Consider the following 14,391-nt stretch of genomic DNA (forward strand, 5'->3'; position numbering starts at 1 on the left):
GAGCTCTCCCGATGAATGACCGCGGCTTAGCTACAGCGTCACGTTAGGCCCACAAAGTTGTGTCATTTCATCCCACAGGATGTTCTAGCACATCACTGAGCGAGACCAAATCGTCGATGATCGCCTGCACCAAACGGTCTACTCGATGCTGTTCGGTTTAGGCGCCACCTGTACGACTCAATGACACTTTCAAAATCCGGCTAACTCGGACCGACAGAACTCGACAAGCGCCCGTGCCCTGGGGGAAACGAAACGTCCTGGTGGATAGACAGCGTAGAGCCCCACTCGTGGGAGGTGCCATTCGGGTAGCAACCTCACCAGGGCTCCCGCAGACAGATCCGGTGCCGCATACAGCTCATGCAGCACCGAAATCCCCATCCCTTCACGCAACAGGGCCCTTAACAAAGTGGTGGCATCCGTCTTACATTGCCCGCGCACTTGAACTCGCTCTTCTCGGCCATCCTGATGCACGAAGCTCCAAGTCAGCGGAGCGGGTAACAAACTGAGGGCTATCCAGTCATGGTTAGCTAGGTCAACAGGGGTTTGAGGCATACCAGCACGAGCCAGGTAGTCCGGCGAGGCCACCACCACTTGTTCGAAGTCTCTCAATTTAACCGCCTTCTGACGGGATTCCTTGAGCCAGCCCAGACGGAAGGAAAGATCGATGCCTTCCTGAACCGGGTCGATGATGTGGTCACTGGATCGCAACTCAAGCTGAACCCCGGGATACACGATCATGAAACGGCGTACCAGAGGCGCCAAGGACTGCACCGCGAGCTCCATCGGTACGGAGAGGCGAAGGGGGCCTCGCAAGCCGGTCTTGGCCTGACCTACCTCCTCAAGCACTTCAGTTAGCTCAGAGAGCAGTGGGCCGCAGCGGCCGTATACGAACTCACCTTCCGGTGTCGTATTGATCCGGCGGGTCGTGCGGCTGAATAGGGATACACCCAGCGACGCTTCTAGTCGGCTAACCTTCTGACTTACACGTGATTTTGCCACCCCAAGGCGATCCGCCGCTGCAGTGAAGCCTCCAGCTTCGGCGACAGCAACGAAGGCCTTGAGGTCGTTGATATCGGGATCAGTGGCCATGCGATTGTTCCGCTTTTGATAACAGTGAAATCGAGTTTAGCCCGTTTTTCCGATCAATAGATCTAACCATACTGGCGTCACACCCTCACCCCCAAAGGGAGACATAGCCATGAAGATCGCGCTGATCGGCGCCAGTGGTTTTATCGGCACCGCCCTGCTAAACGAGGCCCTGGAACGTGGCCACACCATCACCGCCTTGGTGACTCGCCCCGAGCGTCTACCTTCCCATGATCGGCTTGCTGTCGTGCGGGCAGACGTGCTCGACATTCACCAGACATCACGACAGCTCCACGGGCATGAAGCCGTGATCAGCGCTTTCAGCGGTCATGCTCAGTCGGATGTTCAGGGCTACTACGAACGAGGTGCACGCACCATCCTGGAAGCGGTCAAGGCCGCCGAGATACCACGCCTGCTCATGGTCGGCGGAGCCGGAGCCTTGGAGGTCGCACCAGGCAAGCAGCTGCTCGACACCCCCACCTTCCCCGACCAGATCCGACCTACCGCCGAAGGGGCGCGTTCGTCGCTGACAATGTTGCGGGATGAGCCCGAGCTGGATTGGTGCATGCTCGCGCCTTCCGCGAAAATCGCTCCCGGGCGGCGGACCGGAAATTTCCGCCTGGATAACGACCGCCTGCTAGTCGACAGCAACGGTGATAGCCATATCTCGGTGGAGGACTATGCCGTGGCCATGATGGACGAGCTGGAGCAACCGGCTCATTCTCGCCAACGTTTCACTGTGGGCTACTAGCACACAGTTCGGCGCACGCTTCATGAAGCGCCGCAGGACGATACCATGCCGTCGCTTTCTTGCCCCAGTGGTTATACGTAACGGAGAGCAGCGGCGGCCCCCTTCCAAAGCACTCGGCCTCCATGCTGCCAACATCTCCCTATTGACGCGTTACGAGGGCAGACGACGAGCCGGTCATCCCAGGTAGCCGTTGCCCCTTCGCTCTGTCCAAAATGTCCTGCCCCTCCAGCTGGCCGCACGGACAATTCCGGCGCCTTGCACGACAAGGGGCCGCTGATAGCACGACCCTGCGATGTACCTTGGGCTCTCCCATCGAGGGACTCGCCACCCACCTTGTGCGCTCCATTTTTGTCTATTGACGAACAAGTTATCCATAGACTAATGTGGTAGATACGACCAGCGCCACCAGTCTGTACTCTTCGAAACCATATTCGCTGCGATAACGGTCATTCACAGCATTAGGCACCTGCCGACAGCTCTGGAATAAAATTCTTAAAATTCATGATGTTAATAGAATGCCGGCAGATTTTTTGAATCCGCCACATGGGTTTCATTTGAAACCATTAACCACGCAACGAGGATGAGCCATGAGCAAGAAATTCGCATCCCACGCCGATACTGAAGAGAAGCAGGTCAGCTTCGATAAGCTGGCTGAGGGCCTCTATGCCTATACCGCCGAGGGTGACCCCAACACCGGCATCGTCATTGGCGATGACAGCGTAATGGTCATCGATACCCAGGCCACCCCGATCATGGCCCAGGACGTGATCCGCCGTGTCCGCGAGGTCACTGACAAGCCGATCAAGCACGTGGTGATGACCCACTACCACGCGGTGCGCGTGCTCGGCGCCTCGGCCTACAAGGCCGAGAACATCTACGCCAGCCAGAACACCTATGACCTGATCGTCGAGCGCGGCCAGCAGGACTACGAGTCCGAGGTCGGCCGTTTCCCGCGGCTGTTCCAGGGCGTCGACTCGGTGCCCGGCCTGACCTGGCCGACCATCGTCTTCCAGAAGGAACTGACCGTATTCATGGGCGAACGCGAGGTGCGCATCATGCATCTCGGCAAGGGCCACACCAAGGGCGACACCGTGGTCTGGCTGCCCGAGGAGAAGGTGCTGTTCTCAGGCGACCAGGTCGAGTACGGCGCGACCCCCTACAGCGGCGACGCCTATCACGAGGAGTGGCCGTCTACTCTCGACAAGCTGCTTGCCCTGAAGCCGGAGAAGCTGGTGCCGGGTCGTGGCGAGGCTCTACAGACCCCCGCGCAGTGCCGTGAGGCGATCGAGGGCACCCGCGATTTCCTCGCCGACATGTACGAGAGCGTCAAGGCCGGCAAGGCCGCCGGTAAATCGCTGTCAGAGTGCTACGCCGAGACCTACGCAAAGCTCAAGCCCAGGTACGGCCACTGGGTGATCTTCGACCACTGCCTGCCCTTCGACATCACCCGCTGCTATGACGAGGCCGGCGGCGAGTATCCGGATCCACGTATCTGGACCGCCGAGCGCGATCAGGAAATGTGGCACTCCCTGCAGGAAGTCGTCGAAGCCCAGTAACGCCTCGACGGGCCCCTCCTCCAACGAGACAACAAACGCCGCCGGTGCATGGCTCCGGCGGTGACAGGAGAGCTCGTCCCAATCCACCGACCGAATCCGCATTTGCTTCAGCCGCCAATCTCTACGGCTTGATCAGAAGACGGTTCCCAAGGCACCAGTCCAAGCCGGGATGAGCCACACAGGGAATGGCTTGAGCAATGACGACTCATCGAACCAAAGGAGGAAAAAACAGAGCCAAGCACAAGCAAGAAGGGCAACAAACCCACTCAGCAACCAAGAAATTCAACGCCATAACTTTGTCTTTTGTCACATCCATATACAACCAAACAAGGAAGACAAGATGGAGCTCAGCAACACGACAAAAAAAACCTTGGCTACAGCAGCTGGCATTCTCGCACTTTCTGCTACTGGCACAGCCAGTGCTTATAGCACGAGCGTTGGTGATTCTACCGTTTCGATTTATGGGTATGCCAAGTTGGATGTCATCTATGATGTTGACAACGAACTTGGAAACTCAGTCATGAGGGGAGCACCACTACTCGATGGCCAAGAGGGATCCCGTGGCCACACCACCATGCATGCCTATCAAAGCCGCATTGGGTTCAGCACGTCGACGCCACTGAAGGGCAGCGAATTAAAGACCAGAATCGAGGGTGACTTCTATGGCGGGGGTGGAGGAGAGCTTCGCCTACGTCATGCATACGGCGAGTGGCGCGGAATCCTGGCGGGTCAAACCTGGACAAACTTTACAAGTTTCATAGCGACGACTCCAACTATCGACTTTACCGGGGTTGGTGGACAACCCCTGGGGCACCGGCAAGCACAACTTCGCTACACATCGGGAAACTTCTCTGTCGCTATCGAAGACCCCAAGGACAGGGGGGGAGAAGTCGATGCCATTGGCGCCAAGAGCCAACTCCCCGACGTGACCGTTCGATACACGGATCGATCAGGTCCGATAAAGTACTCCACATCAGCAGTAGGCCGTTACCTGGAGTATGACAGTGCCGGTCTGGCCACCCCGCAGGACAGTGACAATACATTTGGCTGGGGTATCGCCTTGGAGGGCTCGTCCGACTTGACCGATAGCCTTACCGTTCGTGGTGGAGTGACCCATGGTCAGGGCATTGGCGGCTACATGAACGGTGCCGTCATTTCCTCCCCGGCATTCGTGGATAGCGATGGTGACCTTCAAGCAATCGAAGCCACAGGCGGAACCATCGGGGCTAGTTTAGCACTTGGAGAAGGTGACTTGAACGTTGCCTATAGCTTGATCAGCGCCGACATACCGGACAGCTACAGCCAGCCATCGAAAAACGAAGAGTTCAATGAGGCCTGGATCAACTACATCTGGTCTCCTGCAGAAAACGTAAAGTATGGCATTGAGGCCAGCTGGCATAAGCGAGAAACAGTGGATGGCCGGAGTGGCGATGCCACACGTCTACAAGGCATGGTAATGTATAGCTTTTAACCATTAAGTAGCACACCTGACATCACCCAGAAAAAGTCGGCGTTACTCGAAAGGATGCTCCTCGAGTAGCGCCGGCCTTATTTTTCAGAAAACGCCCTGGATGGCAGTAGATGCTCACAGCAGACAGGAAGCCAAAACAGCATCGTGGCTGTCACTATCTTCCCTCCAGCATATCCAGATAATCATCACGGCGGGTGAAACGCTTAAAATCACTCTAAATAGAGAAGAATGGAAACCTGGTGAAACCCAATAACGTGGCGAGGCTCTATCAGCCGCTGCTAGACCTTCATCAATGTATCGACACGCCTAAAACGCGGCCAGTGCCCTTGTTCTCAAACTGAGACGCATCGTTGATTACCAGGCGCCATAGCCATCGAGCCATGTGGGCGACAGGAGCAAGCGTATGAACACTACCGGACGGGTCATCCCACTGCTGGCCCTGACCGGCTTCGCCAGCATGGCCTCGATGCGTATCACCGATGCCATGCTGCCGGCACTTTCCATCACTTTCCATAAGCCGATCGCCGATGTTGCCCAGAACATCACTGTCTTCACGCTTGCCTATGGGCTGATGCAGCTTGTCTACGGACCTCTCAGTGATCGACATGGTGCGCTGTGGGTCATCGGTCTAGCCTGCCTGGCCTGTGCCCTGGGTACCTTTGGCACCGCCCTCGCCCAGTCACTACCGATACTGTTCCTCTTCCGTGGGCTAAGCGGTGCTACCGCCGCGGCCATCATTCCGCTTTCCATGGCTTGGGTGGGGAGCCACGTTCCTTACGAACGCCGCCAGGTCACCTTGATGCACATGCTCTCGGGCACGGTGCTGGGACTAAGCATCGGCCAGTTAGCCGGGGGGCTGCTGGCCGATTCCTTCGGCTGGCAAACGGCCTTTTACCTGCTTACCGGCCTGTTTCTGTTTGCAGGTACCCTGCTGCTCAATGCCCTGAAGAGACACCCAGAGCTGGCCCCGCGTGGCACAGGCGAACGCGTCAACTTCCTGGAACGCATCGCCAGTATCCTGGCGATCCCCCGAGCACGACAAATTCTGATATTTGTTTGCCTGGAAGGGATCGCCGTCTTTGGCGCCCTGGCCTTCACCGCTACCCACCTTCACGATGGCCTGGACGTCTCGTTGTCGCTTGCCGGCGGGACGGTTGCTCTCTTCGGGATCGGCGGCCTGACCTTTGCTGGCCTGGCCCATCGGATGGTTACCCGCTTGGGCGAGACAGGCCTGGCAACTGGTGGAGGACTGCTGATGGGGTTCGGCTTCATCTGCCTGGCCCTGGCACCCTGGATCGGACTGGCCATGTTCGCCGCCTTCGCGACTGGCCTAGGCTTCTACATGATGCACAGTACCTTGCAGACGAATGCGACACAGATGGCTCCCTCTGCCCGGGGCACCGCCATGGCGCTGTTCGCCGGTTGCTTGTTCCTCGGGCAGTCACTCGGCATCGCGCTAGGCGGCTTGCTGCTGCCCTGGTCCGGCAGCACGGGAGTATTGGTCGCTGCCGGCCTTTGGCTGTTCATGCTGGGGCTGATCTTGGCAAGACAGCTGCGCTAAGGAGTGATCACCCCGGAAAAGGAGCATTTTCATGATATGAATGTATTACCTTAAAACGGATTTGGACAAACCGCAGACGACCACATCCATCTCTTGATAGCCTTGCTGTTAAGCTTTCCTCTTGGTTCAGGTTCGCCCTTCAAGTGGAAGCCGCTTTTACATGCAGACCATTGGACATAGACAATGGGTTCCCCATAGCCTTTCGTCTGCGTGGCCTCACATGGTCATTGAGACCGCCTCCCCCCTGAAAAAAAGATTTTCTGCAGCGCTTCGGCAAGGCGCCGTTACCAGTGCCACTTGGTGCAGACATTCCGGAACTTGTCGTTTATGTACTTGATGAAAACATTGAGTGGGCTTTCCTCAGCGGATGAAGGCCAGCGTCACCTATCACTCACGCGCCCAGCGGTAACACTCACGAGGACGCGTTCTGCCGCCAGCGTCTCCCTGATGGCGCTGTCTGACAGAATGCTCTAGGGGGATCCGCTACCTACCTCTATGGCGTCTGCTTGATCTTCCGACCATGGCTGGTTGGCTTGGCGACCTGCTGTCGAGCCAGCTAGACCAACGGGACACCGCCCTCATGGGCGGCAAGGAGGATGATAATTACTCTTCGGGGTGGCAAGTATGCTTTATGGCGAGATACCTTCTACCGGAGAAACCGTTGCGAGTGTCTCGCATTTCCGGCAGGCCGGTTTCAGGACAAGGCTCTGTCAGCCCCAACCAAGTAAACCATTCACGCTACTATAAGCTACTATCAATTCGGGGGTCGGCATCAGTTTCCCTCTGCCAACCCCCGAGATATTCAGATAGCGCCTACGGAAAAATGCTATCCTCTTTATTCATGACACTGATCGACCTCATCCCAAAACTCATCATTCTTAAAGATCATACGATTCGATACTGTCATGACCTTTAGAGATACCCTCAACTCTGAAGGGTATTCGGAATCCACATCGCGAGCTGAGGATAGAGCAGCACCAGAATCAAAACGACGATCTGGATTGCCACAAACGGCAGGATCCCCTTATAGATATCGGCAAGTCTCACGCCGGACGGAGCCACAGCCTTCATGTAGAACAGGGATGGACCCATTGGCGGCGTCATGAAGGAAGTCTGGAGGTTGATAGCCAACATGATGGCAAACCAGTATGCCAGATCGCCCCGTGCAATGTGGTCACCGAAATCCAGGCTGAGGATGATCGGAGCAAACACAGGTAGCACGATGAGGGTGATCTCGATCCAGTCAAAGAAGAAGCCGAGGATGAAGACCAGAGCAAGCACGATGATCAACAGATGCCAAGGTGTCAGATCCATCTCGGTCACAAAATCAGTGATCAAGTGCTCTCCACCCAGCAGGCGAAAGGTCAGGGCAAAGGCTGTGGCAGCAAGGATGATCATGAAGATCATGCCGGTAGTCGTGGCAGCTGCCCGCGTGGCATTGATGGTCGTAGCCCACCATTGGCGGTTCTCGGCGGAAAAGCGTGCCAATGGTCCCCCACCTACCTCATTTGCCGTTGCCCCCTCGATCGCAAAGCGGGTATAGCTCAGCAACGTATAAATCCCTGGTCGTACGAGGAATGCCAATGCAAGCGAACCAGCGGCACCAATCCCCGCGGACTCCGTCGGCGTTGCCCAGCCGAACACGATCGAGCCGAGCACCAGGAAGATCAGCAGGAATGCTGGCACAAGCCCCACCAGCAGAGTAACAATCAGTTGCCCCCAATCGGCATCAACGGCTCTGCCTCGTGTCGGCGGTGCAGCACTTGGCGACAGAAAGCTGACCAGCAGAATATAGACCAGGTAAAACACGCCCAGGAGAAGTCCAGGTCCGAAAGCCGCCATGAACATGGTGCCTACCGAACGCGAAAGAAGGTCTGCAATGATCACCAGCATGATCGACGGCGGGAGAAGGATCCCCAGCGTGCCAGAAGCCGCGACAGTGCCGGTAGCCAAATGCGTCGAATAGCGCTTCTCCAGCATCACCGGCAACGCCAGTAGACTCAGCATCACAACCGAGGCACCGACGATGCCAGTGGCAGCAGCGAGAATAATGCCAAGCAACGTGACAGAGAGCGCCAATCCCCCTGGTACCCGTTGAAGCGCACGGTTGAGGCTATTCAGCATGTCCTTGGCGACACCGGTCTTCTCGAGCACGAGCCCCATGAACACAAACAACGGTATGGTGGTCAGAGTCAGGTTCTCGGCTGCTCCACTCCACATCCGTTGCGTGATGGTATAAAGCTGGATCGGGATCAGCTCCCCAGTGGCGATGCCGATGATGCCATAGGCGATGCCGACTCCCCCCAGCACGAATGCCACCGGAAAGCCACTAAAAAGCAACACGGCCATCGTGGCAAACATGAAGATCGGTAGATATTCCACGAAGATATTCACACGCCCCCCTTTTCCTCGGCCACGAGGTCGGCCGGTTTCGGATCTATCAAGGCCACCAGGGCACGTATCCCGCGACTAACCCCAGCCAGTGCCAGCAGGTAAATCCCCAGAGGCAGCATTGATTTGATGGCCCAGCGATAAGGCAACCCATCAATGGATTGGGATACCTCGTTGCGCACGAAGGACGTATAGGCGAAATCCGTGGCGTAATAACCGGTCACAGCACAGAACGGCAAGAGCAACAGCAGGATACCCAGCAGTTCAACCAGCTCACGGCCCTTGGAGCTGAAGGTCCCTGACACGAGATCGACCCGCACATGTTGATTGTGGATATAGGTGACGCCGAGGAAGCACATGATGAGGATGGTATGCAGATGCCACTCACCTTCCTGCAACTGCGTCGATCCCATCTGAAACAGGCGTCGCGTGGTGACGTCGAAAACTACGACTACGATCAGCCCCAGCAACGCGAAGGACGCGACTTTGCTCAGACCGTTCAGCAACGCGTCGATGCCGTCGCTAATCTTAAGCAGGGCTCTCATGTTTTCCCCCCTCTCTTGGTCCAGGCACCTCACCTTCCCGATCTCCTGTGTGAAGTTCAGAGGTGGCGGCACCTGCCAGGGCCACCCTCATGGTTCTGAGCGAGACCCTATCGGCGGGCCCCGCAAGGGGCCCGCACTGTCTTGGCAAGATCGTTTTCACAACCCCATGATCACTCGTCAGTCTCGGGTTTGAGATAACCGAGCTTCTGCCATTTTGCGTACTGCTCACGGAAGCTGTTGTACGAGTCCATCACACGGGCGAAGGTCTCGTTCTTCGCGCTCTCTTCCTCGGCAACCTCTTCCCAGGCGGTCTCGAGTGCGTCCATGATCTCGTCCGACCAGACCTTGATCTCGACGCTATCGTCCTCTGCCAGCGCCTGTACGGCGGCAGGCTGCGCCGCTGCCCCCTGCGTCAGGGTACGCATGGTGGCCTCACCACAGGTGGTCTCAATGGCCAACTGCTGCTGCTCACTCAGCTCGTTCCAGGTATCGAGGTTGATGATGAGAGTATCGATCGCCACTTGCTGGTGCCACCCGGGGAAGTAGGCATAGTCGGTCACCTGGTCGAGGCCGGCTCTGACATCGATCGAGGGGTTCGAGTATTCCCCCCCATCGATGACGCCGAGCTCGAGAGCAGAATAGACCTCTGACCCTGGAATCATCTGGATCGACGCGCCAAGTTTGGCCAACACTCGACCACCCAAGCCGAAATACCTCAACTTGGCCCCAGAGAAATCTTCCGGCGTGTTGAATTCACGCGTGGTCCAGCCGGCAGTCTCGGGTGCAGTCAGTGTGCAGACAAAGCCTTTCAGGTTCATGCCCTCAAGGATCTCGTCATGCAGTTCCTGGCCACCGCCCTCGCGCATCCAGGCCATGTACTCGGTGACATCCGGCCCGAATGGCACGGCGGTAAAAATGTTCAGCGCAGGCTCAAGCCCTGAACCATACCCGGGCGTGCCGAACGCCATGTCGACCGCTCCCTGGGAAACGGCATCGTAGTAATCCGTGGCGGGAACCAACGCGCCGGGCTCGAAGACGTCGACTTCAAGCGATCCCCCCGTTAGCTTTTCGATCCGCTCGGCAAGCCAGGGAGAGATCTCACCGATAACGGGGGCCTGGGTGGGAAACGCTGCATGCATACGCAACGTCCGCGTTTCCTGTGCTTGTGCTACACCAGCGGACAGCAAGGAAACAACCGAGCCTACAATAATCAGGCCATTTTTCATGCTCTTGTTCTTGTTTGTCATATTCGTTTTCACAATGCTCTTATTCATCTTATTGCGTGCTCCAATAAAGATCCCTTTGGCCATCCTAGCCAGCATGGGACCGTGGTTTGTTCGGCGACCGAACGATCGCCTCCGAATAGCAGATTATTCCTCTAACGGTTCAGCATACAGAGAGCAGGACAAACGGATTGATTCATATTTAACAAACAACCGTCAAGTCACAAATGCTCTTCTTTCCCGCGACAATTTGAATGTACAAGCCTGAGCTAACACACCAGGACAAACACAGCCTTCATTCAGAAGATGGCCGGTCTGCACGATGAGCGAGAACAGGGAGGCAAACCGACAGATCATGATGTCAGCTTTACCTTGCCGCGGCCCGAAACCTGTTCCCCGCCATTTCTGTTGAAGTAGCCATGCTTACTGGTTCGAGCCGGCCAAGTGCTGTGCGGCGATATATCCGAAGGTGAGCGCCGGCCCAAGGGTGATCCCACCACCGGGGTAGTTACCCCCCATGATCGAAGCGGCATCGTTACCCACAGCATAGAGGCCGGTGATCACCTTGCCGCTATCATCCAGCACCCGTGCATTCTCGTCGGCACGCAGCCCGTCGAAGGTCCCCAGGTCGCCGATGACCAGTTTGATCGCGTAAAACGGTCCCTTCTTGACAGGAGCCACACAGGGGTTCGGCTTGTGCTCGGGATCACCCAGCGAGCGGTTGTAGGCCGTGCTTCCCTTGTGGAACTCTGGATCATTGCCATCCTTCGCGTGGCGATTGAACTCACCCACGGTCTTTTCCAGCTCGGCCGGATCCGCACCGATCTTTTCAGCCAGTTCGCGCAGAGTCTTGCCACGCATCAGATATCCACTCTTGAGATGCGACTTGTAAGGCATCGGCGTCGGCTTAGCGAACCCGAGACCATACTTCCGGAAAGTACGGTGGTCAGCGATGAAGAAGGCACAGACCTCAGTTTGTTCCTCGGTACAGCGCTTGTACATTGCCTGACAGAAATCGTGGTACGAGTTCGCCTCGTTCACGAAGCGTCGGCCCGAGCGAGTGACGGCGATGATCCCGGGTTTCGACCGGTCAACGAAATGCGGGAAGGTTCCCTGTGTGCCATCCGGCCACACCGGACGGGAGATCGGAACCCAGGCGGCGGCATGCGGCAGGCCTTCCTCCACCGATGCACCAGCACTCTCGGCCAGGCGAAGTCCATCACCGGTGTTTCCGGGCGGAGCGGGCGAAGCATGCTCATGACCACTTGGGGCATGAGGGAACAGTTTCTTTCGACGCACAGGATCCTGCGGGAACCCCCCTGCCGCCATGACCACTCCCTTGTTCGCATTGACTCGAACAGTGCCTGTCGGCGTATCGATCAGGGCACCCGTCACTCGTCCGCTATCGTCCCGAATCAGTTGGCGCACGGGGGAGCGGGTCCAGATCGGCACCCCCTTCTCGAAACAGGACTTGGCCAGTCGAGCAACCAGCGAGTTGCCATTCATGAGACGCATAGCTCGTCCATGGAAGACCTTGTCGCGCAGAAACTTGGTGAAGAGGCCGCTGACGAACAAAGCCGAGATCGGGGACCGCGTAACGTTGAAGAAGTGCAGCAACTCTTTGCCCGACCCGATCATCATGCCCAGTACAGTGATCTCAGCCAGAGGCGGGCGCAGGCGTTTGATCTCCTTGCCAAGCTCACGTCCATCGAAAGGCTTGGCTACGATTGATCGTCCGCCGGGCATCCCACCGGGCGCATCGGGATGGTAATCCGCGAAAGTCGGCCCCAGATCGAACTGCAGGGTCGTGTTGCTCTCGAAGAAATCCACGGCCTTGGGACCATTCTCGAGAAAGGCATCCACGCGGGCTTCGTCAAAGAACTCTCCCGTTTCGTGTTTCAGGTAGGTCTTCGCCTTTTCGGCGCTGTCCTCGACTCCGGCGCGCTTGCCTGGCGCATTCCCGGGGATCCACATCCAGCCACCCGAACGCGCCGTGGTACCACCGAAGACCGGCTCTTTCTCGACCACGAGCACTTTTTGATCATGATGAGCCGCGACGACGGCCGTGGACAGCCCGCCTGCCCCCGAACCCACGACGAGCACATCGCAATCGTAATCTTTCATCTCGTCCTTCCTCCTCTTCGGTTCCGTCCCATACCCGGGCCGGAAACGTCTGATAGCGGAGAGAGGTGGGGGCAGTGACTGCAACTACCGCAGAAGCTTCACGGCGAAAGTTCGCCCCCTCCTCCCCTGGCCCGTCCGCGAGCGCGGTTCCGGGCGGTCAGATCATCCCGGGAGCTGCCGGATCCTCAGTCCGGCTAGCACCCAGCAGCAATCTCTGGTAACACAAAATTTATCCCTAGCGAATGAATTCGTCAATGGCAAATCATATAGACCAAGGGAGGGGGGGCGTCCGAGCGCATGCCGGAAGCCATCCGAAACTGATCCAGAAATTGGCGATAGTACCCGCCAAAGGCCGATAGGCATGGCCGCAACGCTGACGCAGGCGCGAGGATACTCCTGACGGCCATCGCACCGGCCGACAGGCCACGCAGAGTACCGGGGCACACTCGGCAACCCATAAGATCCATGGGCCAACATGCCTGCGCTTCGGCCTGGAATCCGCTTTGAGCGTCATTCCGGAGATCGGGTGGGTGATATAGTCTTCGCCTGTGCCACGGCCAAGAAAGGTACGGTGTCGTCTCGTATCGGGACACACGCAGCCTATCGCCAATGAGCTCCAACTCATTGATGTGACCGTCAGCTGCACCTGCGCTTTGACGGCCTAGGGTAGCGTCTTGGTCGGCGAGTCCGGGTTGGTAGCGCCTTGTACCGCAACCCTCGGGGTAGTTCTCGGCTACTTGCCGGGTCGGGCAAGAGGAAAGGGTCGAGTGATGGCGATTCCCTAGCCATGCGCTCGGCCACACCTCAACATGCACTCATTATGTCAATGAAAAACTTGTTCTCGATCTTCAAAACATGAGAGAAAGTCGATCGAACAGTGTTTGCAGGAACCGTTATATGGCCAAAGACGATCGCAGCGCCCGGGGCATCAAATCCATCGCAGTCGGTGGACGACTACTCCAGGCGCTGATAGACGCATCCAAGCCCTTGACGCTGCGGGAAATTGCCGCAAGGGGGGACATCACTCCGGCTCAGGCCCATGCTTATCTGGTCAGTCTCAAGCGTGTCGGCATGGTCGTTCAGCAATTCGAGTCAGGCCCCTATCTACTCGGCCCGCTGGCTCTCCGCGTGGGGCTGAGCCGACTAAGGAGCGTACCGATTTTCCAGCGCACCAACGGGCTGTTGAAAGAGCTCTCGACAAGCCTGAACGTCATGTCTCTCCTGTCAGTCTGGGGGGCCAAGGGGCCGACTGCCGTGATGGTCGTGCAGGCCCGAGACAAGCGCAGTGATTTGAACATCCGCATGGGCACACGATTTTCGGTGCTGAACTCCGCTACGGGCCGTATCTTCGGCGCCTTCGGGGATCCTCAGCAGGTGGAAGCGCAGCTGAACCTCGACCTGGAGCACAGCTTTCCACCCAAGCATCAGACCGATGTGACACACATGGAGGAATACAGGAGCCAAATCGCCAAGATCCGTAAGCAAGGCTTCAGCACGATCGAGGGCGCCAGAGTGCCGGGCGTCGACGCGGTTGCGCTACCGGTCTTCGACGAGCATGGCGTGTTTGCGGGCGCGGTCACCTGCGTTGGCCACGCCGATATCCTGGATACCGACCCGGCGGGGGACAGCATTCCCGCCATCCTGGCAAGCGTTAATGCCCTGAACTCGACGGCATCCTAGTCC

The 14,391-nt window shown here is 57.5% G+C and carries 10 protein-coding genes; 5 read left to right on the forward strand and 5 right to left on the reverse strand.

What is annotated here, in order from left to right:
• Positions 1–189: 189 nt before the first annotated feature.
• Positions 190–1,089 (reverse strand): LysR family transcriptional regulator, encoded by a 900-nt coding sequence (locus FHR96_RS03545; RefSeq protein ID WP_183386280.1) that lies wholly within the window; start codon positions 1,087–1,089, stop codon positions 190–192.
• A 109-nt stretch (positions 1,090–1,198) separates the two neighbouring features.
• Here FHR96_RS03545 and FHR96_RS03550 point away from each other — a divergent pair, with 109 nt between their 5' ends.
• The 4 genes from FHR96_RS03550 to FHR96_RS03565 all read left to right on the forward strand — a co-directional run bounded on the left by FHR96_RS03550 (position 1,199) and on the right by FHR96_RS03565 (position 6,425).
• Positions 1,199–1,837, forward strand: coding sequence for an NAD(P)-dependent oxidoreductase (locus FHR96_RS03550; protein ID WP_183386281.1), 639 nt, complete (start codon positions 1,199–1,201; stop codon positions 1,835–1,837).
• 587 nt (positions 1,838–2,424) lie between these two features.
• Positions 2,425–3,393, forward strand: coding sequence for an MBL fold metallo-hydrolase (locus FHR96_RS03555; protein WP_183386282.1), 969 nt, complete (start codon positions 2,425–2,427; stop codon positions 3,391–3,393).
• Positions 3,394–3,583: 190 nt separating this feature from the next.
• Complete coding sequence (locus tag FHR96_RS03560) at positions 3,584–4,864, forward strand: DcaP family trimeric outer membrane transporter (protein ID WP_183386283.1); 1,281 nt, start codon at positions 3,584–3,586, stop codon at positions 4,862–4,864.
• A 403-nt stretch (positions 4,865–5,267) separates the two neighbouring features.
• Complete coding sequence (locus FHR96_RS03565; RefSeq protein ID WP_183386449.1) at positions 5,268–6,425, forward strand: MFS transporter; 1,158 nt, start codon at positions 5,268–5,270, stop codon at positions 6,423–6,425.
• 924 nt (positions 6,426–7,349) lie between these two features.
• Here FHR96_RS03565 and FHR96_RS03570 read toward each other — a convergent pair.
• From FHR96_RS03570 to FHR96_RS03585, 4 genes are all read right to left on the reverse strand, one after another.
• Complete coding sequence (locus tag FHR96_RS03570) at positions 7,350–8,819, reverse strand: TRAP transporter large permease subunit (RefSeq protein ID WP_183386284.1); 1,470 nt, start codon at positions 8,817–8,819, stop codon at positions 7,350–7,352.
• Entirely contained in the window at positions 8,816–9,361 is a 546-nt protein-coding gene (locus FHR96_RS03575) for a TRAP transporter small permease subunit (protein ID WP_183386285.1), read from the reverse strand. The genes FHR96_RS03570 and FHR96_RS03575 overlap by 4 nt, the downstream gene beginning before the upstream one ends.
• Positions 9,362–9,531: 170 nt before the next feature.
• Entirely contained in the window at positions 9,532–10,635 is a 1,104-nt protein-coding gene (locus FHR96_RS03580; protein ID WP_183386286.1) for a TRAP transporter substrate-binding protein, read from the reverse strand.
• Between the two features lie 372 nt (positions 10,636–11,007).
• Positions 11,008–12,708: an FAD-dependent oxidoreductase gene (locus tag FHR96_RS03585; protein WP_183386287.1), complete on the reverse strand. Its 1,701-nt coding sequence runs from the start codon at positions 12,706–12,708 to the stop codon at positions 11,008–11,010.
• Between the two features lie 897 nt (positions 12,709–13,605).
• On the opposite strand from FHR96_RS03585, the gene FHR96_RS03590 reads away from it, so the two are divergent.
• Positions 13,606–14,388: an IclR family transcriptional regulator gene (locus tag FHR96_RS03590; RefSeq protein ID WP_183386288.1), complete on the forward strand. Its 783-nt coding sequence runs from the start codon at positions 13,606–13,608 to the stop codon at positions 14,386–14,388.
• Positions 14,389–14,391 lie beyond the last annotated feature (3 nt).

The organism is Halomonas organivorans (genome assembly GCF_014192055.1).
Classification (GTDB): Bacteria; Pseudomonadota; Gammaproteobacteria; order Pseudomonadales; family Halomonadaceae; genus Halomonas; species Halomonas organivorans.